Source organism: Janthinobacterium sp. SUN128, from assembly GCF_030587275.1.
Classification (GTDB): Bacteria; Pseudomonadota; Gammaproteobacteria; order Burkholderiales; family Burkholderiaceae_D; genus Janthinobacterium; species Janthinobacterium lividum.
This window is the reverse complement of the sequence record NZ_JAPWHY010000001.1, coordinates 2,063,317-2,084,074: the sequence shown is the minus strand read 5'-3', so window position 1 is coordinate 2,084,074 and position 20,758 is coordinate 2,063,317. Positions and strand designations below refer to the sequence as shown.

At 61.9% G+C, this 20,758-nt stretch carries 25 protein-coding genes, 1 tRNA gene and 1 pseudogene; 10 read left to right on the top strand and 17 right to left on the bottom strand.

From position 1 onward, the window contains the following. Positions 1–23 precede the first annotated feature (23 nt). Together O3297_RS09515 and O3297_RS09510 are read right to left on the bottom strand one after the other, a co-directional pair. A complete protein-coding gene (locus tag O3297_RS09515) occupies positions 24–1,520 on the bottom strand; it encodes an HDOD domain-containing protein (protein WP_070255859.1) in 1,497 nt (498 codons plus the stop codon). After that, positions 1,517–3,196, bottom strand: coding sequence for a bifunctional diguanylate cyclase/phosphodiesterase (locus O3297_RS09510; RefSeq protein WP_242704689.1), 1,680 nt, complete (start codon positions 3,194–3,196; stop codon positions 1,517–1,519). The genes O3297_RS09515 and O3297_RS09510 overlap by 4 nt, the downstream gene beginning before the upstream one ends. A 456-nt stretch (positions 3,197–3,652) precedes the next feature. On the opposite strand from O3297_RS09510, the gene O3297_RS09505 reads away from it, so the two are divergent. The 4 genes from O3297_RS09505 to O3297_RS09490 all read left to right on the top strand — a co-directional run bounded on the left by O3297_RS09505 (position 3,653) and on the right by O3297_RS09490 (position 7,028). Next, positions 3,653–5,335, top strand: coding sequence for an isovaleryl-CoA dehydrogenase (locus tag O3297_RS09505; protein ID WP_305048514.1), 1,683 nt, complete (start codon positions 3,653–3,655; stop codon positions 5,333–5,335). A 155-nt stretch (positions 5,336–5,490) separates the two neighbouring features. Then, a complete protein-coding gene (upp, locus tag O3297_RS09500; RefSeq protein WP_010398816.1) occupies positions 5,491–6,141 on the top strand; it encodes a uracil phosphoribosyltransferase in 651 nt (216 codons plus the stop codon). A 22-nt stretch (positions 6,142–6,163) separates the two neighbouring features. Further along, positions 6,164–6,526, top strand: a complete 363-nt coding sequence (locus tag O3297_RS09495) for an Hpt domain-containing protein (protein WP_305048513.1) — start codon at positions 6,164–6,166, stop codon at positions 6,524–6,526. Between the two features lie 298 nt (positions 6,527–6,824). After that, positions 6,825–7,028, top strand: a complete 204-nt coding sequence (locus O3297_RS09490; protein ID WP_010398811.1) for a cold-shock protein — start codon at positions 6,825–6,827, stop codon at positions 7,026–7,028. Positions 7,029–7,426: 398 nt separating this feature from the next. Here the strand turns inward: O3297_RS09490 and O3297_RS09485 are convergent, their stop codons facing one another. Continuing rightward, the gene (locus O3297_RS09485; RefSeq protein ID WP_034784477.1) at positions 7,427–8,338 is read right to left on the bottom strand and encodes a LysR family transcriptional regulator; all 912 of its coding nucleotides are present in this window, start codon (positions 8,336–8,338) and stop codon (positions 7,427–7,429) included. Positions 8,339–8,554: 216 nt separating this feature from the next. Between O3297_RS09485 and aceB the strand changes: the two genes are divergently transcribed. Further along, positions 8,555–10,153, top strand: a complete 1,599-nt coding sequence (gene aceB / locus O3297_RS09480; RefSeq protein ID WP_305048512.1) for a malate synthase A — start codon at positions 8,555–8,557, stop codon at positions 10,151–10,153. Positions 10,154–10,234: 81 nt separating this feature from the next. Here the strand turns inward: aceB and gloB are convergent, their stop codons facing one another. Beyond that, positions 10,235–11,044: a hydroxyacylglutathione hydrolase gene (gloB, locus tag O3297_RS09475; protein WP_070280686.1), complete on the bottom strand. Its 810-nt coding sequence runs from the start codon at positions 11,042–11,044 to the stop codon at positions 10,235–10,237. Positions 11,045–11,063: 19 nt separating this feature from the next. Here gloB and O3297_RS09470 point away from each other — a divergent pair, with 19 nt between their 5' ends. The 4 genes from O3297_RS09470 to O3297_RS09455 all read left to right on the top strand — a co-directional run bounded on the left by O3297_RS09470 (position 11,064) and on the right by O3297_RS09455 (position 13,244). Beyond that, a complete protein-coding gene (locus tag O3297_RS09470; RefSeq protein ID WP_034784446.1) occupies positions 11,064–11,840 on the top strand; it encodes a class I SAM-dependent methyltransferase in 777 nt (258 codons plus the stop codon). Then, a complete protein-coding gene (gene rnhA / locus O3297_RS09465) occupies positions 11,833–12,270 on the top strand; it encodes a ribonuclease HI (RefSeq protein WP_034784447.1) in 438 nt (145 codons plus the stop codon). Before O3297_RS09470 ends, rnhA begins: the two co-directional genes overlap by 8 nt. 101 nt (positions 12,271–12,371) lie before the next feature. Next, on the top strand, positions 12,372–13,088 hold the full coding sequence (dnaQ, locus tag O3297_RS09460; protein ID WP_034784448.1) for a DNA polymerase III subunit epsilon: 717 nt from the start codon (positions 12,372–12,374) through the stop codon (positions 13,086–13,088). Positions 13,089–13,169: 81 nt separating this feature from the next. Further along, a tRNA-Val gene (locus O3297_RS09455) sits at positions 13,170–13,244 on the top strand. Between the two features lie 88 nt (positions 13,245–13,332). On the opposite strand, the gene O3297_RS09450 is transcribed toward O3297_RS09455, so the two are convergent. From O3297_RS09450 to O3297_RS09415, 8 genes are read right to left on the bottom strand one after another with little or no spacing between them, the layout of a single operon-like run. Beyond that, positions 13,333–14,337: a site-specific integrase gene (locus O3297_RS09450; protein WP_305048511.1), complete on the bottom strand. Its 1,005-nt coding sequence runs from the start codon at positions 14,335–14,337 to the stop codon at positions 13,333–13,335. After that, entirely contained in the window at positions 14,226–14,585 is a 360-nt protein-coding gene (locus tag O3297_RS09445) for an AlpA family transcriptional regulator (RefSeq protein ID WP_193317364.1), read from the bottom strand. Before O3297_RS09445 ends, O3297_RS09450 begins: the two co-directional genes overlap by 112 nt. Then, a complete protein-coding gene (locus O3297_RS09440) occupies positions 14,582–15,526 on the bottom strand; it encodes a hypothetical protein (RefSeq protein WP_305048510.1) in 945 nt (314 codons plus the stop codon). Before O3297_RS09440 ends, O3297_RS09445 begins: the two co-directional genes overlap by 4 nt. Beyond that, on the bottom strand, positions 15,523–15,756 hold the full coding sequence (locus tag O3297_RS09435; protein WP_305048509.1) for a hypothetical protein: 234 nt from the start codon (positions 15,754–15,756) through the stop codon (positions 15,523–15,525). The genes O3297_RS09440 and O3297_RS09435 overlap by 4 nt, the downstream gene beginning before the upstream one ends. Further along, positions 15,753–16,079, bottom strand: a complete 327-nt coding sequence (locus tag O3297_RS09430; protein WP_305048508.1) for a hypothetical protein — start codon at positions 16,077–16,079, stop codon at positions 15,753–15,755. Before O3297_RS09430 ends, O3297_RS09435 begins: the two co-directional genes overlap by 4 nt. Positions 16,080–16,088: 9 nt before the next feature. After that, positions 16,089–16,211, bottom strand: a complete 123-nt coding sequence (locus O3297_RS09425; protein WP_258194666.1) for a hypothetical protein — start codon at positions 16,209–16,211, stop codon at positions 16,089–16,091. Next, entirely contained in the window at positions 16,208–16,819 is a 612-nt protein-coding gene (locus tag O3297_RS09420; protein WP_305048507.1) for a hypothetical protein, read from the bottom strand. The genes O3297_RS09425 and O3297_RS09420 overlap by 4 nt, the downstream gene beginning before the upstream one ends. Further along, positions 16,816–17,460 (bottom strand): hypothetical protein, encoded by a 645-nt coding sequence (locus O3297_RS09415; protein ID WP_305048506.1) that lies wholly within the window; start codon positions 17,458–17,460, stop codon positions 16,816–16,818. Before O3297_RS09415 ends, O3297_RS09420 begins: the two co-directional genes overlap by 4 nt. Positions 17,461–17,474: 14 nt before the next feature. Between O3297_RS09415 and O3297_RS09410 the strand changes: the two genes are divergently transcribed. Further along, positions 17,475–18,131 (top strand): hypothetical protein, encoded by a 657-nt coding sequence (locus O3297_RS09410; protein ID WP_305048505.1) that lies wholly within the window; start codon positions 17,475–17,477, stop codon positions 18,129–18,131. A gap of 16 nt (positions 18,132–18,147) precedes the next feature. Here the strand turns inward: O3297_RS09410 and O3297_RS09405 are convergent, their stop codons facing one another. From O3297_RS09405 to O3297_RS09385, 5 genes and pseudogenes are all read right to left on the bottom strand, one after another. Next, positions 18,148–18,387 (bottom strand): DNA translocase FtsK, encoded by a 240-nt coding sequence (locus O3297_RS09405; RefSeq protein ID WP_305049633.1) that lies wholly within the window; start codon positions 18,385–18,387, stop codon positions 18,148–18,150. A 78-nt stretch (positions 18,388–18,465) separates the two neighbouring features. Continuing rightward, positions 18,466–19,353 (bottom strand): annotated as a pseudogene (locus O3297_RS09400) (recombination-associated protein RdgC); the annotation flags it as partial. A gap of 9 nt (positions 19,354–19,362) precedes the next feature. Beyond that, positions 19,363–19,776: a recombination protein NinB gene (locus O3297_RS09395; RefSeq protein WP_099376061.1), complete on the bottom strand. Its 414-nt coding sequence runs from the start codon at positions 19,774–19,776 to the stop codon at positions 19,363–19,365. Continuing rightward, positions 19,773–20,033: a hypothetical protein gene (locus O3297_RS09390; protein ID WP_305048504.1), complete on the bottom strand. Its 261-nt coding sequence runs from the start codon at positions 20,031–20,033 to the stop codon at positions 19,773–19,775. The genes O3297_RS09395 and O3297_RS09390 overlap by 4 nt, the downstream gene beginning before the upstream one ends. Further along, positions 20,030–20,740 carry a KTSC domain-containing protein gene (locus O3297_RS09385; protein WP_305048503.1) on the bottom strand — a complete coding sequence of 237 codons (711 nt, stop codon included), beginning with the start codon at positions 20,738–20,740 and terminating at the stop codon, positions 20,030–20,032. The genes O3297_RS09390 and O3297_RS09385 overlap by 4 nt, the downstream gene beginning before the upstream one ends. Between the last annotated feature and the right edge of the window lie 18 nt (positions 20,741–20,758).

Below are 20,758 nucleotides of genomic sequence, written 5' to 3'. Positions count from 1 at the left end.
GACACCATAGTCGGCGCTTCCTGTCACGCCACCTTGTTCGCCACCAGCTCCAGCTGGTGCCGCATCTCCACCGACTGCACCAATAACGCCCGGATATCGTTGATCAGGTTGAACTCCGTCTGGTTCAGCTGGATCGGCGGGAAGCTGTCGTCCCAGTCGCCGTACAGGAATCCCGTGGGGTGGCCGTTGGCCGACAGGGGCAGCACGACGAAGCTGCGTGCTTCCGACAGCGTGGCTTTCCACCATTGCGGCAGCTTGGCGGCAAATTTCGGGTCGCGCGCATTGTCGATGAAGATCACGCGGTCGCTGTTGAGGGCCGCGTGGAAGACGTTCGGTTCATACGCGTCGCCAAATACCATCAGGTCCTGCAGGTCGGCCATGCCTTCGCCCATGCTGATGCGCGCCGAATACAGATGATCCCTGTGGTTGCGTACGAACGCCACCGAGCGTGAAAAATCGAAGCCCTGGTGCAGCGTTTCGAGCGCCATCGAGACCATCTGTCCCGGACTGGCGCTGCCGATGGCGCCGCGCAGGTCGGCCAGGCCGCCTATTAATACGCGGTTGCCTTCGGCGCGCATGCGCGTCGATGCCAACTGGCGCGCGCGCCGCTCGGCCGGTTTCGACAGGGGCGCAATCGACAGGTCGGCCGCCGCCATCGCCTTGGCCTTGTCCACGGCGGCCACCAGATCGGTCGATGTGATGCCCAGGGTGCCCGCATAATCGTCGATCAGCGCGTGCACCTGCGCCGCACCGGCCGCATCGTCATGCCACAGCGAGTCGGCGCAGCGCGCCGCCATCGTCGACAGTCCGGCCATCCAGTCGGCGCCGCTGACGGGGGAGTTGTCCGGCGACGGGTCCATCGGACGCATGCCGTTGATCAGGTGCTGCGGCAAGCCCCAGTGGGCGGCCGTGGCATAGCCCACTTCCGGCAGCGACAGGCCGAGGATTTCGCGCGCGGCGGCCGCCTCGTTGCCGGGACCCGCATGCGCCTGCATGCGCGCCCAGAAGTCCGTCATATAGAACGTCACCATCATGCGGCCCAGGGTGTGCAGCATCGAGCAGACGACAGCCTGCTCCGCCTGCAGGCTGCCGGCGCTGGTGGCCACCTGCTGCGCCACCATCCCGGCCAGCACGGCCTTTTCCATTTCCACGTGGGCGCTGACGGAGTCGGGCGACGCCTGTGACAGTTCCTCGATCAGTTTCAGGCCCAGCGCCAGGTGGCCGATGGCGTCGATGCCCAGCACCAGCACGGCCTTCGAGACCGTATTGACGCGCTGGCCGAAGGCAGAATACATGCCGCTGTTGGCCAGACGCAGTACCTTGTGCGTCAGGACAGGGTCGGACAGCACCGTTTGCGTGATGTCGAATTCGTGGTCATCCTCGCCGCGCATGGCGCCCAGGATGGCGCTGATGGCTTTCGCGAAGCCGGGCATGTCGCCCTGCTGGCGCGTGCGCGCCCACAGCAGGTCCAGGGTGTTTTTGCCGAGCTGTGTCGGCGCCGTGAAATGGCCTGGATTCATTGCACCCCTCCGCGCGGTTCATTGGCAGACGGCGCAGGCACCAGCGCCGCATAGGTTTTGTCGCTCAAGGCCGATAGCGCCGCGTGCGCCGGCATCGGTTTGCCCGTCAGGTAGCCCTGCACATACTGGCAGCCGCGTGACTCCATGAAGTGCATCTGTTCCTCGGTTTCCACGCCTTCGGCCACCACGGACAGGTTCAAGTGCTTGGCCAGGTCGAGAATGGTGTTGCAGATGGCCGCATCCTTGCTCGATTCGGGCAAGTCCTTGATGAAGGTGCGGTCGATCTTCAGCACGGAAATGGGGAAGCGCTTCAGATACGCGAGCGAGGAATAGCCGGTGCCGAAATCGTCGATGGCGATGCGCGCGCGGCGCTCCGTCATCTTGACGAGGATGGTTTCCGCATGCACGGGGTCGATCATCAGGGTGCCTTCCGTAATTTCCAGCACCAGGTGTTCACCCGAGAGTCCCGAAAACGCGATGGCGTCATCGAGCACGTCGAGGAATTTGTCGTTGCGGAACTGGCGCGGACTGATGTTGACGGAGATGTACAGCGGCCGCCTGGCCACTTCCTGGAACTGCTTGAGCTGCACGCAGGCCGCTTTCAGCGCCCAGGCGCCCAGCAGGTTGATCAGGCCATTGGCTTCGGCAATCGGGATGAAGCGCACGGGCGGCACCAGGCCCAGGGTCGGGTGCTTCCAGCGCATCAGGGTTTCGAAACCCTGGATTTGCCGCGTGTGCGCGTCGACGATGGGCTGGTAAAAGAGCAGGAATTCGCCTTCGCGCACGGCGTGGAACATCGCCGCTTCCAGTGAAATATCGTGTTCCGACGGGCCATTCAGGCGCGGGCTGTAGACCAGGCAGCGGGCCTTGCCCGTTTCCTTGGCGCGCGACATGGCCGCATCGGCCAGCGCCACCAGGCGCACTTCATCTTCCGCGTGCAGCGGATAGATCGAGACGCCGACGGAGGCGCCCACGTAGATCGTGTGGCCGTCCACTTCGAACGGCGCCTGCAGGGTCGCCAGCAGACGGCCCGTCACCAGCTTGATCTGCGCGTCCGTGGCGCTGCCGGGCAGCACGGCGACGAATTCATCGCCGCCCACGCGCGCCAGGGTGTCGCTGTCGCGCAGGGTCTTGCGCAATCGCGCCGCGGCCAGGCGCAGCACGGCGTCGCCGACCGGGTGGCCCAGGCCATCATTGACCTTTTTAAAGCCATCGAGGCCGATGGTGGCAACGGAAAAGCCCTGGCCCGAGCGCGCGGCCTGGGCGATCACCATGCGGATGCGGTCCGACAGCAGCAAGCGGTTCGGCAAGCCCGTGAGCGCATCGTGCGTGGCCATGTGGCGCAGCCGTTCTTCCGTATTGTGCTGGGCCGACGTATCGCGCCCGACCACCAGCAATTCGGCCACGCCGGCCGCGTTCATATAAGAAGACAGGCGCAGCTCGAACCAGATTTCCTGGTCCGGCGTCTGCAGGCGCACTTCCAGGCGGCCCGGCTCGGCCAGGGCGTCTTCCAGCGCCGCTTGCAGCGCAGCGCGCGACGCTTCGGCGGCTAGCGGCAGCAGCAAGTGGCCGGACAGGCCCGATGGCGCGCCAAACAGGGTGGCCGCACGCTTGCTGGCAAACAGGATCAGGCCGTCCGTATCGAGCCGGAACACGACGTCGCCTGCCTCTTCCATGAGGTTGTCCAACTCGTGGCGAGCCTCGCGGTGGGCGGCGGATGGGGTACTGGAAAACATCGTGCTGGCTTTTACCTTTTTATTATCAGTGCCGGCGCTCGCTGCAGGGCAGGGCGCCAACGGAAAGAGTGCATCGTGCGTGAGGCGTGCCATAGGGGCCGAAAGGGCGGCTATCGGAACGCGATCCACACGAAATGTATCATTGAAAAGCACCCGATTACATGAAATAGAGCAACATTGCTTCAGGTTTTGTAAATATTCCTGCCTTCCATGAAAAAAATCATGCCGCGCGACATCCGCAGGCATTTTCATTCCACATAGAAACATTTATCTGCGCCTGCCTTCACTGGCGCGCTTGCCCCGCCATGCGCTTTGCGCTAGTCTGGCTGGCAGACGGTGTTGACGGTGCGCCAGCGACGGCAAGGGCGCCATGATAACAAATCGCGGGGGACTCCCATGAATGCCTTTGACACGCATGAAGTTTTCAACCAGGCCACGCCTTTTGAAAATGTCAATCTGTTCGCCTGCGATCCGGCGCTGATCGAAGCGCTGCTGCGCGAAGGCGGCGGCGCGGCGTTGCAGGAGATCGATGCGCTGGGCGAAAAGCTGGGCCGCGCCGAGACCTATGCGCTGGCGCGCCTGGCGAATATCCACACGCCCGAGTTGCAGCAGTTCGACCGCGCCGGGCGCCGCATCGACGAGGTGCTGTTCCATCCGGCCTGGCATGAACTGATGGCCATCCTCGTGGGCGCGGGCGCGCATGCTTCGCCGTGGGCCTCGCCCGGTCCCGGCGCCCAGGTGGCGCGCGCGGCGGCCTATCTATTAGTGGGGCAGGTGGAAAACGGCACGCAGTGTCCCGTGACGATGACGTATGCCTCGGTGCCGGCCTTGCGCCAGGCGCTGGACCTGCCGCACATCGCGCAGCGCTGGCTGCCGAAAATCCTCTCGCGCGAATACGATCCCCGCTCCCTGCCCGTGGAGCAGAAACGCGGCGCCCTGGTGGGCATGGGCATGACGGAAAAGCAGGGCGGCTCCGATGTGCGCAGCAACACCACGCGCGCCGTGCCCGTGCCGCCGGCCGAGGCGCAAGCCCTGTTCGGCAGCGAGGCCGGCGGCGCCTGGCGCATCGTCGGCCACAAGTGGTTTTTCTCGGCGCCGCAATGCGACGCGCATCTGATCCTGGCGCAGGCGGAGGAGGGCGGATTGTCCTGTTTCTTTTTGCCCCGCTACCTGCCCGACGGCAGCCGCAACGCCATCCGCGTGCAGCGCCTGAAGGATAAGCTGGGCAACCGCTCGAACGCCTCTTCCGAAGTGGAATTTACCAATGCCTACGGCTGGCTGGTGGGGCAGCCGGGGCGGGGCATACCCACCATCCTGGAAATGGCCAGCCACACGCGCCTCGATTGCGTGCTGGGCAGCACCGGCATCATGCGCGCCGCCTTGAGCCAGGCGCTGCACCATGCGCGCCAGCGGGCCGTGTTCGGCAAGCCGCTGGCCGAGCAGCCGCTGATGCAGAACGTGCTGGCCGACCTGGCGCTGGAATCGGAAGCCGCCACGGCATTTGCGCTGCGCCTGGCCCGCTGTTTCGATGAAAAGGATGATCCGCAGCAAGCGATGCTGGCGCGCGTGCTCACGCCGGCGGGCAAGTACTGGATCTGCAAGCGCGGTCCCGGTTTCGGCTTTGAGGCGATGGAAGTGCTGGGCGGCACCGGCTATGTGGAAGATGCGCCGCTGGCGCGCCTGTACCGCGAACTGCCCGTCAATTCGATCTGGGAAGGTTCGGGCAACGTCATGTGCCTCGACGTTTTGCGCGCCTTCGGCAAGTCGCCCGCCGCGCGCGACGCTCTGGCGGCCGAGCTGGCGCTGGCCGGCGATGACGATGCCATTTTGGTCGACTACCGCGCGCGCCTGCTGGCCGACCTGGACGGGCCGCAGACGGACGAATTTGGCGCGAGGCAATTATCCGAGCGCATCGTGCTGGCCGTGCAGGGGGCCTTGCTGCTGCGCCATGCGCCACCGTTCGTGGCGCAAGCGTTCCTGCAGTCGCGGTTGGCGCAGGCGCCGGGCGGGGCGTATGGACGCTTGCCGGCCGGCACCGATTGCGCGGCCATCCTGGCGCGCGCGCTGCGCGAGTACTGAGTTTGCCTCGGCCCGGGTACGCAATTATTTCGAAAATTCCGGCCACAGGCGGGCTGGGGGCTGGGATAATGCTGCAATCCATCATTTTATCGATACACAGCGCGCCTGCGGCCCAGGCTTGCCGCCGCGCCAGATAGCAGAGAAAGAAAAATAACATGAAACAAGATCCACGCTTCCCGAATTTGTTCATCACCGATCACCCTTTGATCCAGCACAAGCTGAGCCACATGCGCGAGCACGATACGTCGACGCGCACCTTCCGCGAATTGCTCAAGGAAATCACCTTGCTGATGGGCTATGAAATCACACGCGACCTGCCGCTGACCACGCGCGAAATCAAGACCCCGTTGGTCACCATCGACGCGCCCGTCATCGCTGGCAAGAAACTGGCCATCGTGCCGATCCTGCGCGCCGGCATCGGCATGAGCGATGGCTTGCTGAACCTGGTGCCATCGGCGCGCGTCGGCCACATCGGCGTGTACCGCGATCCTGCTACCCACATGCCGGTGGAATACCTGGTGCGCCTGCCTGACTTGAACGAGCGCACCTTTATCTTGTGCGACCCGATGGTAGCCACCGGCAATTCGGCCGTGTATGCCGTCGACGTGCTGAAGAAGCGCGGCGTCACGGACGAACAGATCATCTTCCTGGCCCTGGTGGCCGCACCGGAAGGCGTGACCGTGTTCCAGAACGCGCATCCGAACGTCAAGATGTTCTGCGCCTCGCTCGATTCGCACCTGGATGACCATGCCTATATCGTGCCGGGCCTGGGCGATGCCGGCGACCGCATCTTCGGCACCAAGTAAGCCAACTCAGGCGAGTATTGCGATGGCAACCTTGATCGATCCGGATTTCCGCGCGCGTTTGCGTGCCCTGAATGAAAAATATGCGGCTGGCGTGCCGGCCCTGTTGCAGGCGATCACGCAGGCAAGCGGCCGCTGCGACAGCGAAGGCCCCCGCCTGGAACCCTTGACGGAGCTGCACCGCGCGCTGCACGCGGTGGCCGGCTCTGCCGCTACCTTTGGCTTTGCCGCGCTGGGCCAGGAATGCCGGCGCATCGAACAGCTAGTGCGTGCCATGCTCAATGCCCCCGCGCAAGCGGTGGCGGAATGGCCCGCTGTGCGGGCGCAAGTGGTGGCGCTATTGGACTGGGCAGGGCGCGATGCGGCTGCCACCCACTTTAGCGCGTGAGTGACCGCGCCATAGTAATGTGGTTGCAATGATTCATTTGATGCAACGCAAAGCACCCGCGTCGCAGATTAGGATATAGTGTGTCCATGCCGCTGGTACAGGGCGCCGCAAGACGGGGATTTGGCTATTAAAGTAGTGTTCGCAAGTTTATTTTGCGAAAGAATGGTTTTTCTCAGTTTTGTTGGTATAATTGGGCATCGTTGGATTCGAGGTAGTAGTGCAGTTTGTCTGTCATTTCTTTCTTGCTTCAAACGATATAACGGGCGCAAGCCCAACTTAACTGAAATAGGAAATTGTAATGGCAACTGGCATCGTAAAATGGTTCAATGATTCGAAGGGTTTCGGCTTTATTACCCCTGACGAAGGCGGCGAAGATCTGTTCGCTCACTTCTCGGCTATCCAGTCGAACGGCTTCAAGTCCCTGCAAGAGAACCAACGCGTTTCTTTTGAAGTGACCGCTGGCCCTAAAGGCAAGCAAGCTTCGAACATTCAGCCAATCTAATACGCTGGATCAAACGAAATAAAGAAATCCTCGGTCTCCGAGGATTTTTTTTCGCCTGAATTTCCGTGATGCACCGGTTTTGCGTGGGCTGTGCGTTCTTTTTGGCATGTTTGCATCGCCACGTAGGTCGGCTTGGCGCTTGCGCGTAAGCCGACAATGGGGATGTGTCGGCTTACGCTACGCTAAGCCGACCTACGCCGACCTACGCCAACCTACGCCAACTAATGCTGATCCGGCTGCCAAGGTTGCTTCCTCATACGTCACGACGCCGGACAAAACCGTCGCGAGCGGAAGGAAGAGGTCGCCGAGAAGCGCAACCGTACTAGGTACGGGGGTGCCGAGCCGGTGAGCATCGCAGGCCGTCTATGCCGACGCGCAGCACGTTTGGTCCCGCGTGCTCAGATAGCGCGTTCGCGCCAGTAATCTGGCTGGGCATACGAATGCCTTAAAAAATCCACGAATGCCCGTATGCGCAGCGGCAAGTGGCGGCGCTGGGCGAACACGGCGTAGATGTCGTTGCCCGGCGCGGCGAACTGATCGAGCACCGTCACCAGTTGCCCCGAGGCGATTTCCGCACCCACTTCCCACATCGAGCGCCAAGCCAGGCCCTTGCCGGCCAGTGCCCAGTCATGCAGCACTTCGCCATCGTTGCAGACCATATTGCCCGCCACCTTCAGAATCACGTTCTTGCCGTTTTCGCGGAAGGTCCAGCCCCGCTGGCTGCCTTCGCTGCTGATCGCCAGGCAATTGTGTTTCGCCAGGTCGGCCGGGATGCGCGGCGTGCCCGCGCGTTTCAGATAGGCGGGCGAGCCGACCAGCACGCGCTGGTTGTCGGCCAGCTTGGTGCTCACCAGCGAAGAATCGGACAGGCTGGCGATGCGGATGGCCACGTCGATGCCTTCGCCGATCAGGTCGACGAGCCGGTCGTTCAGGTTCAGCGACACCGTCACGTCGCGGTGCTCGGCGACAAACGAGGGGATCAGGGGCGCCACGTGCTGGCGGCCGAAGCCGGCCGGCGCGGAAATGAGCAAATGGCCGCTGGCCTTCACGCTGCGCTCGGCCACGGCCGCTTCCGCCTCTTCCAGTTCGCCCAGGATGCGCTGGCAATCCTCCAGGAAGGCGGCGCCTTCATTCGTCAAGGCCAGCTTGCGCGTCGTACGCTGCAGCAGTTTGACGCCCAGGCGCTGCTCCAGCGCGTCGAGGCGCCGGCCTATCATGGCCGGGGCGATCCCTTCCGCACGGGCGGCAGCCGACAGGCTGCCTTTGGCGACCACTTCCACGAACGTTGATATTTGTCTGAACTGGCCCATGTTGTGCTCCTGCAATGCCATCACTTGTGATAAAAACGCATAGATGAAGTGATTTTTAATCTCGTTTCCATGCCTTATAGTGCAATACTATAGAACAAACGCGCCGCCCGGCAGAGTGTTTTTGCGGCTCTGTCCAGCTTGTCCGCGCAGTCGTTCAGCATATACTTGGATCACCAGATTACCTTTGCCTATATTTATTAAAAACCGGAGAACTTCATGACGCAGAATACGATCGCACTTCCAGAAGGCATGCAAATCACGGGGGAAATCGCCCCCGGCTATGAACAGATTTTGACGCCGGCGGCGCTGGCGCTGGTGGCCAAGCTGACGCGCGAATTCGAACCGCGCCGCCAGGAATTGCTGGCCGTGCGCGTGGAACGTGCCAAGCGCCTCGATGCGGGCGAGCGTCCTGATTTCTTGCCAGAAACCGCGCACATCCGCGACGGCGAATGGAAGATCGCGCCGATCCCGAAGGCGCTCGAATGCCGCCGCGTGGAAATCACGGGCCCCGTCGAACGCAAGATGGTCATCAACGCCTTCAATTCCGGCGCCGACAGCTACATGACGGACTTCGAGGATTCGAACACGCCGAACTGGGATAACCAGCTGACGGGCCAGATCAATATGTTCGACGCCGTGCGCAAGACGATTTCGCTGGAGCAAAATGGCAAGTCCTACAAGCTGAACGACAAGATCGCGACCCTCGTCGTGCGTCCGCGCGGCTGGCACCTCGATGAAAAGCATGTGCTGGTCGACGGCAAGCGCATTTCCGGCGGCATTTTCGATTTCGCCCTGTTCATGTTCCATAACGCCAAGGAACAACTGGCGCGCGGCGCCGGTCCGTATTTCTACCTGCCGAAGATGGAATCGCACCTGGAAGCGCGCCTGTGGAACGATATTTTCGTCATGACGCAGAATGAATTGGGCTTGCCACAAGGCACGATCAAGGCGACTGTGCTGATCGAAACCATTTTGGCGGCGTTCGAGATGGATGAAATCCTGTACGAGCTGAAAGAACACAGCTCGGGCCTGAACGCGGGCCGCTGGGATTACATCTTCTCGTGCATCAAGAAATTCAAGCTGGACAAGGATTTCTGCCTGGCCGACCGCGCGAAAGTCACCATGACGGCGCCGTTCATGCGCGCCTACGCCTTGCTGCTGCTGAAAACCTGCCACAAACGGGGCGCGCCAGCGATTGGCGGCATGGCGGCCCTGATCCCGATCAAGAACGATCCGGAAAAGAACGACATCGCCATGGGTGGCGTGCGCAACGACAAGGCGCGCGATGCCACCGACGGCTACGACGGCGGCTGGGTTGCCCATCCTGGCCTGGTGGACCTGGCCATGGGCGAGTTCACGAAAGTGCTGGGCGACAAGCCGAATCAGATCGGGAAACAGCGTCCCGACATCGACGTGAAAGCGTCGGACTTGCTGAACTTCCAGCCGGAAGCGCCGATCACGGAAGCGGGCTTGCGCTACAACATCAACGTGGGCATCCATTACCTGGGTAGCTGGCTGGCCGGCAATGGTTGCGTGCCTATCCACAACCTGATGGAAGACGCGGCCACGGCCGAGATCAGCCGCTCGCAAGTGTGGCAGTGGATCCGTTCCAGCAAAGGCGTGCTGGAAGATGGCCGCAAGGTCACGGCCGAGATGGTGCGCGCCATGATTCCGGAAGAGCTGGCCAAGGTGCAGCGCGATGCGCCGGGCGGCAACGGTCCGACCTATGTGCGCGCCGGCCAGATTTTCGAGGAAATGTCGACGTCGGAATCGTTCGCCGAATTCCTGACCTTGCCGCTGTACGAGGAAATCTGATTCTGATCAAATAGATCTATAAAAAAATCCCGGCGATGCCATAAAGCATCTGCCGGGATTTTTTATTGCAGAGGGATCCGCTTAAAAATTATTCTTCCACATCCGCAAGGCCGCGAATGCTTCCACGGGCGAAGCGTCGGTGGCCAGCTTGCCTTCCACCTTCAGGCTGGTCAAGATCGCCGGTTCACGGTAGCGCAGGAAGGGATTCGTGGCCTTCTCGAGGGCGATGGTCGATGGTACGGTAGATAAACCTTGCTGGCGCTTTTCCGTGTCGATGGCGATGCGTTCCTGCAAGGCCACATTGCCCGGCTCGACGGCGTTGGCGAAGCGCAGATTGGACAAGGTATACTCATGCGCGCAAAATACCTCGGTATCGTCGGGCAGGGCGGCCAGCTTGCCCAGCGAATCGGCCATCTGGCCCGGCGTGCCTTCGAACAGGCGGCCGCAGCCGCCGGCAAACAGGGTGTCGCCGGAAAACAGCCACGGCGCGCCACTGCGCTCGTCGCGCTGGCGCACGTAGGCGATATGCCCCTTGGTGTGGCCGGGCACGTCGATGACGGTCATCTGCAAACCCAGTTCGGGCACATAGGCGACATCGCCTTCGGCAAGCGGTTCCGTGATGGCTGTGATAGCCTCATTGCGCGGGCCGAAGACGGGGACGGCGAAATGCTGCAACAATTCAGGCACGCCACCCGTGTGGTCGGCGTGGTGATGCGTGAGTAAAATGGCGGTCAAGGTCAACTGATGGGCTTGCAGCGCATCGAGGATGGCCATCGCGTCGCCAGGGTCGACGACGGCGGCGTGGCGGCCGTCATGGATCAGCCACAGGTAATTGTCGGCAAAGGCGGGCACGGCAAGTACCGATAAAGCGTGTTCAGGGGAATTGGTCATGAGCAAAAGAGAAAACTGAATGGACAGTGTGGCATCCGAAAAATCCATTATAGCGCTTGACGGCTGGCTGCAGACGCCGGCCGGTCTGTACGTGCGTGCCTGGGAGCAGCAATGTCTCGACAGCCTGACTGTCGATATCTTCGGTTTTAATGCCGTGCAGATCGGCTTGCCCCAGCTCGACGCGCTGGCGGCCAACCGCATGCCCAACAAATGGCTGCTCGATGCGCGCCTGCCTTCGCTTCCGCCGCAGGAGCGCCGCCTGACGCTGGTGTCGGCATTCGATGAGCTGCCGTTCGATTCGCAAAGCCTGGACCTGGTGGTCTTGCCGCACGTACTCGAATTTGCTGCCGAGCCGCACCAGGTCTTGCGCGAAGTCGAACGCGTGCTGATACCGGAGGGGAGGGTGATCGTCTGCGGCTTCAATCCGGCCAGCCTGTGGGGCGCGCGCCAGGGGCTGGGGCGGGTCACGGGACGCCATTACCTGCCGCAGGCGGGCGAGCTGATCTCTATGCCGCGCATGAAAGACTGGTTAAAATTGCTGAACATGGGCGTCAGCCAAAGCCACTTCGGCTGCTACGCACCTGCTTGCAGGACAGAAAAATGGCTGCGCCGCAACGCCTTCATGGACAAGGCCGGTGCGCGCTGGTGGCCATATCTGGGCGCAGTGTATATAGTGCAGGCGATCAAGCGCGTCAAAGGGATGCGTTTGATCGGTCCGGCGTGGACCAAGAAACCGGCGACGGCGCCCGCAGGCGCACCGGTTACGAATAAAAGGCGGGAACAGCAAGATGGATAAGGTTGAGATTTATGCCGATGGCGCATGCAAGGGCAATCCGGGCACGGGTGGCTGGGGCGCGCTGATGGTTGCCGATGGCGCCAAGAAAGAAATTTACGGCGGGGAATTGAATACGACGAATAACCGCATGGAATTGAAGGCCGTGATCGAAGCCTTGACGGCGCTCAAACGTCCGTGCCAGGTAGTGCTGTATACCGATAGCCAGTACGTGCAGAAGGGCATCAGCGAATGGATCCACGGCTGGAAGGCGCGCGGCTGGAAAACGGCGGCCAAGGCGCCCGTGAAGAACGTCGACCTGTGGCAGGCGCTCGATACGGCCCAGGCCGTGCATGAAGTGGAATGGCGCTGGGTGCGCGGCCATAATGGCCATCCCGGTAACGAGCGGGCCGATCAGCTGGCCAACCTCGGCGTGGAAACGGTACGTGCCTGATAACTAAATTTCTGCCCTGAAGCAGCGGGCAGGCCGTAACCGGAGGGCACAGGTTTGCTATACTGTGCCCTTCGCTTTTTGCTTTTACGACTGAATCTGCCATGCGTCAAATTGTTCTCGATACTGAAACCACCGGCCTGAACCCGCGCACGGGCGACCGCATCCTGGAGATCGGCGGGGTTGAACTGAACAACCGTATGTTGACGGGGAATAATTTCCATCAATACATCAATCCCGAGCGCGATTCGGAAGAGGGGGCGCTGGCCGTCCACGGATTGACGACGGAGTTCCTCAGCGATAAGCCAAAATTCGCGGAAATCGCGGAAGAGTTCCGCGCGTTTATCGCCGGCGCCGAACTGATCATCCACAACGCCCCGTTCGATATCGGCTTCCTGAATGCGGAATTCAAGCGCCTGAACCTGCCGCCAGTCCACGAGCAAGTGCATGGCGTGATCGACACCCTGGTGCAGGCGAAGGAAATGCATCCAGGCAAGCGCAACTCGCTCGATGCCCTGTGCGACCGTTACGGCGTCTCGAACGCCCACCGCAAGCTGCACGGCGCGCTGCTCGACTCCGAATTGCTGGCCGACGTCTACCTGGCCATGACGCGCGGCCAGAATAGCCTCAGCATGGAAGAAGAGGTGGAAGTGGCCGCCGACGGCGCCGCCCTGGAAATCGTGCCGCTGGCCGAAGTCATCTTCCAGAGCGCCACGGCCGACGAGCTCGCCGCCCACGAAGCCACCATCGCCGGCCTCGACAAGGCCGCCAAAGGCCAGTGCATCTGGACCGCCGTCACGGCGCCGCCAGCGGCCGCGTGAGAAAGAAGCGGGGCACGATAAATTTCCTCTCGCCAGCCCTTGCAGATGCCGCAACACCTATGCGATAATTCGCCTCGCTTCGGGAGGTTAGCTCAGGGGTAGAGCACTGCATTCACACTGCAGGGGTCGCAAGTTCGAAACTTGCACTTCCCACCAAGAATTCGCATTAAAATCAAGTACTTATATGAAAGCCGACACATTTATGTGGTCGGCTTTTTTATTGGGTGTAATTTTTGGGTGTAATTTACTTCGCCACCACCAGTGCCGATAGCTTATCCAGCGCCAGGCGCTGAGCATCCACCTGCAAGTGTGCGTAGCGCTGGGTTGTTTGCACGTTGGCATGGCCGAGAATTTTGCTGATGGTGTACAGGTCCACGCCCAGGCCCAGCATGATGCTTGCGCAAGAATGGCGCAGGTCATGGAAATTCACGTGAGGCATGCCAGCCTTCACGCGCGCCCGACGCCAGGACGATTGCACGCCGTACAACGTCATATTCAATGGAAAATATTTCAGCCATGGCCGCAAGGCCGGGATGATCGGCACCACGCGCATGCGAAGTGTTTTAGTATTGCTGGCAGGGAAGGTGATCGTATCCTTCCCAATATGCTCACGCTGAATCTGGAACAATTCACCGCGGCGCGCGCCGGTCAGTAGCGCCGCCCATATCGCAGCCTGCGCAATCGGCGTGCAGAAGGAGGCGATCTTCCTTACCTGCTCAACCGTTAGAAATACCTCACGCTTGTTGTTGACTGCCATGTTGTCGATCCGCAAACCATAATTTTCAGGAGTGAGGCGCTGGCGCCACGCCAGTTGTAATCCTTTTTTTGCACAGGCCAAGGACCGGTTCACCGTTGCTGGCGCATAGGCTGGCTCCAGTTTGCCGGTTTTCTTATTTGGTATGAGCTTGCTCATGTCACGAGTAACATGATCGGCAAACTCCTGGGCCTGGCTCGCTTTGTAGCGCTCCGCCCAAGGACCTAGCCGTTTCGCATGATGTTTCGAGGTGTCGCCACTGCGTAGACTGGCGGCGTGCTCGACGTAGAGCGCGAGGATGAAGGCCATCGGCGGATCGCCAGGAATGTGCACCTGTTGGCTTTTCGGCGCGCGCGCAACCGCTGCGCGCAACTCTGCCTCAGCTAACTTGGCATCACTCGTAGTTGCGCCTTCCGGCAGCTTTCTGTGAATTCTTTTGCCATCGACCATGATGCCGACGTGCTTCCTGCCTTTTTTGTCGTCCCAGATGGACATTGGTTGTTTTCCTTTAACCAGTTCTTGCATTCTTCAAGGTCGTAGCGCTTGGAGCGCGCGCCGACCGGTGTATATGGCAATCCTGCCTGCTCGAGGCGGCGGATCGTAGATTCGCTGACGCCGAGCGCGGCGCAGATCTGTTGCCTGTTCAGTTCCCCGGACGTACTGGTGGGCCTCCTGCCTGTGGTTTTATCCAGCGCCGCCACCATTTCGGCGATGTGAAGCATTTCTACTTCGCTCATGTTCATGGTGCACTCCCGGCCGCCACATCACCGGCATGCCCGCTGCCACCGCATGCAGGGCAGTCCAGCTCGCCGCTGCCTGGCTCGGCGCCGTCGTTCATGAAGACCAGGCCGGCCGGCGTCGCCGCGATGGTCTGGCCAGCGGCGCGCGCGGTAGTGATGGCCTGCTGTGTTTCGGGCGAGAGTGGGGCGTGTCGGCGAGTCAGCTGCGCCCCAAGCTCCTTCAGCCGGGCTTCGGCTTTCTCGGCACGCTGCTGCCATGCATGGACGCAAGTGCATTGGCCACGCCACTCGCCGTCCAGCCCGTGCACGTCGCCATTTCCGCCGCAGGCGCTGCACAGGGCGCGCATTTCGGTGCACGTATCCTTGGTGGCAGGCCACGGAGCAGGGGCGGCAGCGATGCCGGCTTGCTCGCGGCCAGCAGCAACCAGCACGCGGAACACGTCGCTGTTGCGCAGCAGCGCGCCCGGCTCATTCATGCCCCATAGGACAGGCAGCGCCGAGATTTGATCCATCAGGCGCCCGATGATTGGTTGAGGCGCAGCAACAGGCAGCGGCGAGTGCTTCGGCTTTGCCGCTTGCTTGGCGCGGATAGCCTCGACCTTCGTCCAGATCCTGGCCAGCTCTGTCTCGCCGGCGGCGTGCATGTCCAGGCCTTGGGCCAAGCACAGGGTGGCCAGCGTGACCATGACGCCGCCGACTTCCTGCGCTCGCTCGCCGACCGGGCGGCCGTACACATAGTCGACCAGTTGGTGCGCCTCGCTGGCAGCGCAGCCGCACGCCTGCACCAGCTCCAGCGCCTCCTCAAGGAGGCGGTGATTGCGTTCAGCGGTGTCGGCTGAGATTTCGGCGCCGAAGCACGCCATCATCCAGGGCTGCACGCGGCTCTGGAATGAATCGGCGGGCGCTGCGCTGACAGGTGGCTTGTCTTGCTCGATATTTATCATTGCGGTTGCTCCAATATGGTTATTTCGGCCGGCGCGACCGGCTCGGCCAGGCCCTCGATATACACGGTCATTTCGGCATCGCCCTTGTGCCAGCAGAATCCGGCGATAAAGCAATTCAGGCCTTGGTAGCTCACTTGCCTGGCCAGCTGCTTCGTGCGGTGAATGCGCAAGTCGTGCTGGTCGGCCAGCTCGCGCGGCGTTTCGGCCGGCGCCGGCTTGCGGGCGCTCATGCTGCCGTCGCCGGGCGGCGGGCCCATACCCAGTACGGGCCATCTTCGGAGTCGTGAATAGACAGCGTGAACCAGCCATCACCGGCCGGTTCCTCCGGATGCCAGTCGGAGACGTCCGTTCCAGCTTGGTCGAAGTAAACAATATGGGCCGGATGCGTATCATGCTCGGCTTCAAGGGTGGCGTAGGCAGTGTCTAGGCCCTGGGCAGTAAGCCATGCGAGATACTCCGCCTCATGATCTTCATCGAACTCTGGCATATCTGGATGCCTATACCATCCCTCGGCATCGCGCACGATTGGCGCCCATTCAATAAGCTTGCTCATACTTTCCTTTCAGGTTGTCGCGGCCAGGACGCCCGCCAGGGTGGCTGCCACGTAAATCAGGATCAGGGCCGCCGCCACGCGCGCGGCGCCGGGGCTGCGCTCGCTGTTCGGCACTTCGTCGTCATCGGTCATGCTGCCTTCGTGGTCGTAGATTCGTCGGCCGACGCCGGATACATTGCCCGGAAGACAGGCAAGTCCTCGCCGTGCACCCGGAAGCCGTCCTCGCCAAACACAAACCGACCTGGCCAGCGGCCGCCAGGAAAACTGAAGTCGACATAAGCCCGCATACCACCGCCATACGCTGGCTCCAGGCGCCAGCCGTAGACGTACACTTCGGTCACATGGCAGCCCGGCAACTTGGCCTCGACCAGTTCCTGCAGCGCGGTACGCGCCGCCGCATTCGCGCGCTGCCGGGCGAAGTGACTGGACATGCAGGCTTCGCAGCAATACGGATCGCCGGCAGCGCTGAACGTCAATTCTTCCGTGTCCCGATTTGCCCAGTTTCCACAGCCGTGGCGGCGGCATTCGAACTGCCACCCTGCTTCAATCAGCGCTTGGGCCGGCACAGGGCCAGGCGCATACTGGTCGTATTCCGGTTTGCGCACGCATGAATCGACGCCATCCCACTCGCAGCCGATTTCGTTGCCGCCTTCGCGCCTGGCTGCCGCGCTGCTGGTGGCGTAGCGAATCACGGTCACGTCCGCGCCATCGCTGACCTGGTATGCTTTCAGGCGTTTCATGGCGTCACCCGCTTGAAGGTGATGGCCCAGCACCACGGATTTGCATCCCAGTCGCCGCCGGTGGATTCCCACAGGTCGCGCCAGGTCGTGCGCTCGGTTGCGCGACCACTGGCGCCAGACCCTCTGCACACGATGTCGTAGCGATCCTGCGATTCCGCCAGCGCTTCCATATCAATGCCCTCGGCAACAATGTCGGCATCACTGATATCCTGCAGGCGCTCGACGCGCACCGACATGATTTCCAGTTGGATCCGGCTGGCCCAGCGCGGCATGTGGATGCTGGGCGTCCAGCGCGCAGGTTTCCGTGTCGGCTGCCGCTGCGGGAGCTTGGCGCCATCAGCGCGGAAGACAGGCCATTCCTCGTGCCCGTCATCATCCAGGCAGAACGTCTCGCGCACCCAAATGCGGTTACCTGGCTGGCCGTGAGGGCAAGCGTCATCGAAGATGCCGGGATACTTCTGAAAACCATCCTCGACGCGCATCATCGACTGCGCTGCATTCGAGGGCCACCAGTGCTTGCCCGGCTCTCCAGGAACCGGCACCGGCTGCGGCTTCATGATGCGCCGCGTCTGCGTCTTGCTGCCGTTGAGCACGGCGCGCACCATGGCGCCGTTCATGAGGATAGGGCGCTCTTTGCTCATGCTAATATTGCTCCATGAATAAAATTACTCGAAAGCAAGGCGCGGCCTTTCTGCTGCTGGTAGTGACTGGCGTCTTGCTGGTCTTCGGCTTGGTCTTTGCGATTGATAAAAAAGGCATAGAGTCCGCAGAAGCGGCCGCGTGGGTGCAAGCTGCAGCTTCCGTTGGAACAATTATTGCTGCGGTCTGGGTCATGAATGCCCAGCACAATCGAGCGGAGTTGGCGCAGGCGAAGCAGGTAACGACCGAAAAAGCCAATGTGATTGCCGCCATTGCATTTTTCGCAGTCGAGGTTCAGGGTCTGCTGCGTGCTGTAAACGGAGTAATCAACGATGCTCGGATCCCCAGGGATAGGGCTCAGGTGATAGTAAGCCGCCTGCACGCCGCGCTTGCTGCCGTTGCCGATATTCCAATTTGGAAGAGTCCTCTCGATGAAACTGCTGAAATGCGCATAATTCTTGCCGCCTGCCGTAATGTAGTGGCAGGTATCGAAGCAGCTGATGCTGCTGACCAAATATTGCAGCAGAGCGTGGGGCGTCTTGGGCTGCTTCCGACCTACGCAGTTGGCAACCTCCCAGCATTGCTCAGCGAGAGCTCCACTTCCATATCCGATTCGCTTGCCTTTCTTGATCGGCGATATTTGGTGATCGTGGGTGAGCCGCTCCGTATATAAATTCAAGATTTTCATCTTAGGCGCTCACATTGCGGTTGCCATTCGGCTGCATGGCAGAGACCACACCTTTCTTTTCCATGGCTTCCAGCAAGCGTGCCGCCCGGTTGTAGCCGATCCGCAGGTGGCGCTGCACTAGCGAGATCGACGCGCGCTGGTGCGTGCGCACGACCTCGACGGTCTGGTCGTACAGCGGATCGGTCGCGCTGCCGTCGCCAGGCGGGACGGTGCCGGGCGCCTGGCCGTTCAACTCCAGCACCACACGTTGCTTGCGCACTGGTTCATGGCCTTTGGCCGGCGCCGCGTCAACGGCTGGGCCCGGCGGCCGCGCATCTACCTCGGCTTCGCCGCCCAGCGCATCGACCAGGTCGACCAGCATCTTGGCCAGCTCGCCCGTCATCAGCGCAAAATCGCTGTCGAAGCGCTCGTCGTCGTTGCGCGTGGCGCTTTCCTTGATAATTTCCAGCGGCTTCACCGATTTGATAGCCAGGCTCTCGTCCAGCACGAAGCTAATCTTGTCGCTCCAGGTCATGGCCAGGCGGGTGCACTGCTTGCCGGCGGCGATGTGGCGACGGATATCGTCCGCCTCCAAGGTGTGGCGCTTGTATGCCACCTGGGCCTTGCTTTCGCCCGTGGCGCGCATGATTGCGTCTTGGTCGACCGTGAAGCCTGCCGGCGCTTCGTCGTGCTGCAGCCAGCCCGTCATCATCGCCACGGGCGAGCGCATGACGCGCAGGCTTTCCAGCGGCAGCTTGTCCACGGACTTGAGCAGCAGCTTGACCACCTCGTCGGCTTTGGCCGGGCTGGCCGCGTCCACTACCAGCCAGCCGTTGATCGGGTCGATCCACACGGCCGTGGTGCTCTGAATGGCGAAGGCGCGCGGCAAAAGCTCGTCGGTGACGCGCTCCTTCAATTCCTTCATGGCCTTCTTGCCGGGCGCGAAGCCTTGGGCTTCTTCTATTTCCAGCGCGCGGGCGGCGGCCACCTGGTTGACCACGGTCGACGGTAGCAGCTTCTTCTCGGTTTTCAGCTGCAGCAGGAACTGGCCGCCGACGGCATGCACCAGCGGCGCGCCGGCACCGCGAGGTGCGGCCCAGCCCTGGCGCACAAGATCCATGCTTGTGGCGAGAGTGAAGGCCTGGCGCTCGAGCATGCTGTTCAGCTCCGGGGCGCTCATGGGCCAGTTTGCGGGCAGGCGGTAGACTTGAAGATTCTTGAAAAACATGGCGCTTCCTTATTCTGAGAACACGACGCCGCGCGCGGCACCGAAGGCATACAAAAACTCAATGAATTGCGCGGCTTCCTTGACATAGAAGTCGCTGGTCTGGACGCCCAGCTGCACGATCCGGCGCCCGTCGAAGCTGGGCGTCACGCGCCCGTCGTGGTGCAGCGGCGTGCCGGCCAGGCGCATTTCGTCGGCAAACTCGTCCACCAGCAGCCGCTTCATGTCATCCGCATCCCACTTACGCCCGATGTGTTCGACCTGCTTGGCGATTTCGCCGATCATCGCGTGGTACTTTTCTTCTTGGGCGCGCTTCTTCTTCGGCTCCGAAAACACCACCATCCACCCAGGCGGCGCGGTCTTGGCAAATTCAACTGCCCGGCGCCGCGCCTCGTCGTGCACGAGAAAGTAGGTTTGTTTCGTCATGGCGGCGATCCTGCGGCCGTGCTGGCCGGCGGGAGCGGCGTCACGCGTTCCAAGTCATAACAGCCGCTGATGCCATCCAGCCAGATGACTGCGGTGTGGCCGCTGAGCACCTGCGCTTCGCTGGCGGTGACCGTCTCGCGGACTTCACCGCCATCCAGCTCGACGCTGACGGCGGCGCCGACCTGGTGCACCGCGTTGAACTTGTCGCATACCGCCTGCAGCTGTGCGGCAGACTTGCGGGCCGGACGGCCGGTCACGCTGCACCGCCCAGGTCGGCCACGTCGATCACGATGCCGCGGCAGTACGGTTCGCCGTCTTCAACGATTTCGAAGGTGGCGTGCGGCACATCGGTGCGATAGGTCCAGCTGTAGCCGTCTTCCTTACCCCAAAGGGCATCCACGGCGCGCACCTGCGGCGCCCGGGCGAAATAGTCCTTGAGCGCATCGTCATCGTGCTGGATATCCTCGCGGAACGGCAGCAAGCCCTTGGCATCGATCATCGCCACGGTCGGTGCGTCGCGCTCGTCGTCCACGAAGCCGCGAAACTCCATCAGGTCGTCGCTGGCGCCGAAAATCACGATTAGCCCCGCCGCCTTGGCCTGCTGCTCTTCTTCCTTCGCCATTTCCTTGCCGTATTCGCGGCCAGTCAGCAGGCCGGCCAGCAGTTCTTTGCTCAGCTTGACCGGCGCCAGCTGGATGGCCGGCGTGCCCATGTTCGTGTACGGGTGCTTGTCGGCATGCGGCTTGATGTGCGCGTAAAAGTGCTTGCCGATGGATTCGGCGCCGGCGAAGGCCGCGTATTCCGTGGCCGTGACGTTGGCGTAGTGGTAGACGTCCGCCGGTGCGCCCTTGCGGAAGAACTGCACGGCCAGCGTTTCGGTCGCCGGGCAGTGGCCGATGGCGGCAATCTGCGAGGACTGAATGGCTTGCAGGGTTATTTGTGGTGCTGCGACTGCTGTATTCATTGGTTTCTCCTGGTGGTG

What these genes read in the sequence shown, in the direction of transcription:
- O3297_RS09515 (WP_070255859.1), bottom strand. Translation starts at nt 1,520, where the DNA reads ATGAATCCAGGCCATTTCACGGCGCCGACACAGCTCGGCAAAAACACC.
- O3297_RS09510 (WP_242704689.1), bottom strand. Translation starts at nt 3,196, where the DNA reads ATGGAAGAGGCAGGCGACGTCGTGTTCCGGCTCGATACGGACGGCCTG.
- O3297_RS09505 (WP_305048514.1), top strand. Translation starts at nt 3,653, where the DNA reads ATGAATGCCTTTGACACGCATGAAGTTTTCAACCAGGCCACGCCTTTT.
- upp (WP_010398816.1), top strand. Translation starts at nt 5,491, where the DNA reads ATGAAACAAGATCCACGCTTCCCGAATTTGTTCATCACCGATCACCCT.
- O3297_RS09495 (WP_305048513.1), top strand. Translation starts at nt 6,164, where the DNA reads ATGGCAACCTTGATCGATCCGGATTTCCGCGCGCGTTTGCGTGCCCTG.
- O3297_RS09490 (WP_010398811.1), top strand. Translation starts at nt 6,825, where the DNA reads ATGGCAACTGGCATCGTAAAATGGTTCAATGATTCGAAGGGTTTCGGC.
- O3297_RS09485 (WP_034784477.1), bottom strand. Translation starts at nt 8,338, where the DNA reads ATGGGCCAGTTCAGACAAATATCAACGTTCGTGGAAGTGGTCGCCAAA.
- aceB (WP_305048512.1), top strand. Translation starts at nt 8,555, where the DNA reads ATGACGCAGAATACGATCGCACTTCCAGAAGGCATGCAAATCACGGGG.
- gloB (WP_070280686.1), bottom strand. Translation starts at nt 11,044, where the DNA reads ATGACCAATTCCCCTGAACACGCTTTATCGGTACTTGCCGTGCCCGCC.
- O3297_RS09470 (WP_034784446.1), top strand. Translation starts at nt 11,064, where the DNA reads ATGGACAGTGTGGCATCCGAAAAATCCATTATAGCGCTTGACGGCTGG.
- rnhA (WP_034784447.1), top strand. Translation starts at nt 11,833, where the DNA reads ATGGATAAGGTTGAGATTTATGCCGATGGCGCATGCAAGGGCAATCCG.
- dnaQ (WP_034784448.1), top strand. Translation starts at nt 12,372, where the DNA reads ATGCGTCAAATTGTTCTCGATACTGAAACCACCGGCCTGAACCCGCGC.
- O3297_RS09450 (WP_305048511.1), bottom strand. Translation starts at nt 14,337, where the DNA reads ATGTCCATCTGGGACGACAAAAAAGGCAGGAAGCACGTCGGCATCATG.
- O3297_RS09445 (WP_193317364.1), bottom strand. Translation starts at nt 14,585, where the DNA reads ATGAACATGAGCGAAGTAGAAATGCTTCACATCGCCGAAATGGTGGCG.
- O3297_RS09440 (WP_305048510.1), bottom strand. Translation starts at nt 15,526, where the DNA reads ATGATAAATATCGAGCAAGACAAGCCACCTGTCAGCGCAGCGCCCGCC.
- O3297_RS09435 (WP_305048509.1), bottom strand. Translation starts at nt 15,756, where the DNA reads ATGAGCGCCCGCAAGCCGGCGCCGGCCGAAACGCCGCGCGAGCTGGCC.
- O3297_RS09430 (WP_305048508.1), bottom strand. Translation starts at nt 16,079, where the DNA reads ATGAGCAAGCTTATTGAATGGGCGCCAATCGTGCGCGATGCCGAGGGA.
- O3297_RS09425 (WP_258194666.1), bottom strand. Translation starts at nt 16,211, where the DNA reads ATGACCGATGACGACGAAGTGCCGAACAGCGAGCGCAGCCCCGGCGCC.
- O3297_RS09420 (WP_305048507.1), bottom strand. Translation starts at nt 16,819, where the DNA reads ATGAAACGCCTGAAAGCATACCAGGTCAGCGATGGCGCGGACGTGACC.
- O3297_RS09415 (WP_305048506.1), bottom strand. Translation starts at nt 17,460, where the DNA reads ATGAGCAAAGAGCGCCCTATCCTCATGAACGGCGCCATGGTGCGCGCC.
- O3297_RS09410 (WP_305048505.1), top strand. Translation starts at nt 17,475, where the DNA reads ATGAATAAAATTACTCGAAAGCAAGGCGCGGCCTTTCTGCTGCTGGTA.
- O3297_RS09395 (WP_099376061.1), bottom strand. Translation starts at nt 19,776, where the DNA reads ATGACGAAACAAACCTACTTTCTCGTGCACGACGAGGCGCGGCGCCGG.
- O3297_RS09385 (WP_305048503.1), bottom strand. Translation starts at nt 20,740, where the DNA reads ATGAATACAGCAGTCGCAGCACCACAAATAACCCTGCAAGCCATTCAG.